The sequence below is a fragment of the Saccharomonospora iraqiensis subsp. iraqiensis genome (genome assembly GCF_000430445.1).
In the GTDB taxonomy this organism is placed as follows: domain Bacteria; phylum Actinomycetota; class Actinomycetes; order Mycobacteriales; family Pseudonocardiaceae; genus Saccharomonospora; species Saccharomonospora iraqiensis.
The window spans coordinates 50031-51778 of record NZ_KE387104.1 but is presented as its reverse complement, the minus strand read 5'-3'; the positions used below and the strand labels follow the sequence as shown (position 1 = coordinate 51778).

Below are 1748 nucleotides of genomic sequence, written 5' to 3'. Positions count from 1 at the left end.
AGCAGCTCCCCCAGCGACTCCTCCCCGCGGCGCAGCCGTTCCATCGGTTCCCGCGCCGCGGACCCCGACGGTGGCAGCGCGGTCGGGGCGGCCGAGTGCCGCTCGGGCAACGGCGTGCGGGAGAGCCGGTGGAGGCGGATGCCGGAGCGCACCCCGAGCGCACCGAAGATCAGCGTCGCCGCGAGACCGCTGAACGCGCCCTGGATGCCCTCCGCCCCGCCCAGGCCGGCGTAGCCGACCACCGCCCACAACACGCTGAGCAGGGTCAGCACCGACCACACCGTCAGGGCGCGGGACGTGCGCCGCCGCTTGCGCCGGAGTTTCGCCGCCGGATCGTTCCAGCGGTCCCACTTGTCCCGGATCTCGGCGACCACCGGCAGTTCCGCCGGGGTGGACGGTCCGGCCCCGGCCTCGTCCCGTCGCCGGTCCGGGGCGGTCGGGAGGTGCTCCTCTGCCGTGTAGCGCCGGAGCTGCCGGTGGGCCTTCCGGGCGTAGTCGGGCAGACGTCGCACGTACTTCTCGAGATTCTGCTCCCCGAAGTCGCGTCGGCCCGACATCCGCCCCCGCCGTTCCCGGCCCTCAGGCCTCGTTCTTCTGCCGCTCGGCCTCCACCCGGGCCTGGATCTCGCTCTGCACGTCCGGGCCGGTGGAGGAGGCGGCCTGCCCGGTGCCCGCGGTCTCGGAGCCGTCGGTCACCTGGGCCACCGAGTCGCCCTTCATGGAGGCACGGATCTGTTCCAGCCTGTTGTGCCCGGCGAGCTGGGTCGTGGAGTGCTGGACCTCCATCATCCGGCCCTGCACGGAGTTCTGCGCCAGCTCCGCCGAACCGACCGCGGTCGTGTACCGCTGCTCGATCTTGTCGCGGACCTCGTCCAGCGAGGGCGTGTTGCCGGAGGAGGACATCTCGGTCATCTGGTTCAGCGAGGCCGACACCTGCTCCTGCATCTTCGCCTGCTCCAGCTGCGAGAGCAGCTTGGTGCGCTCGGCCAGCTTCTCCTGGAGCATGCTCGAGTTGCGCTCGACGGCCTGCTTGGCCTGTTCGGCGGCCTGCAGCGCCTGGTCGTGCAGCGTCTTCAGGTCCTCGATGCTCTGCTCCGCGGTGATGAGCTGGGCGGCGAAACCCTCGGCCGCGGTCTCGTACTCCTGCGCCTTCGCCTCGTCGCCCTTGGCGCGCGCCTCCTCCGCGAGGGTCAGCGCCTGGCGGGTGGAGGACTGGAGCTTCTCCACCTCCCCCAGCTGACGGTTCAGCTTCATCTCCAGCTGACGCTGATTACCGATCACCGACGCCGCCTGTTGGGAGAGCGACTGGTGGTTACGCTGCGCCTCCTCGATGGCCTGCTGGATCTGCACCTTCGGGTCGGCGTGCTCGTCGACCTTCGACGAGAACGCCGCCATGAGGTACTTCCAGAACTTCACGAAAGGGTTGGCCATCTCCTCCGCCTGCCTTCTCACATTCCACGGTTCCCTGCGCGGGTGACCACCTGCCGATACCGGTCGGAACACGTGACCCCCGTCTGTCGGGTTCCATCGTGTCAGGTCGGCGCCCACGGTTCCACCACGACCCCGCACGTTCGCGCGGAACGGGACGACGGCACGGCGTCTCCCGGACGCGCCCCGGACACCGGTTCCCGGGCGCCCCGGGTCCGCGACCCGTCAGGCCGCGAGCACCGCCTTCGACTCCGGGGCGGGGATCGTCGTGCGCAGAGCGGGCGAGAGTCGGAACTCGCCCGCGGCCCCCGGGACCGGGC

Annotated in this window: 2 protein-coding genes; both read right to left on the bottom strand. The window is 71.1% G+C overall.

Features of this window, described 5'->3' with window-relative positions:
* Positions 1–557: phage shock envelope stress response protein PspM (pspM, locus tag ACTIR_RS0115175; protein ID WP_026454918.1), on the bottom strand; the 557-nt coding region annotated here is incomplete at its 3' end.
* 22 nt (positions 558–579) lie between these two features.
* Positions 580–1431, bottom strand: a complete 852-nt coding sequence (locus ACTIR_RS0115170) for a PspA/IM30 family protein (protein ID WP_026454917.1) — start codon at positions 1429–1431, stop codon at positions 580–582.
* Positions 1432–1748 lie beyond the last annotated feature (317 nt).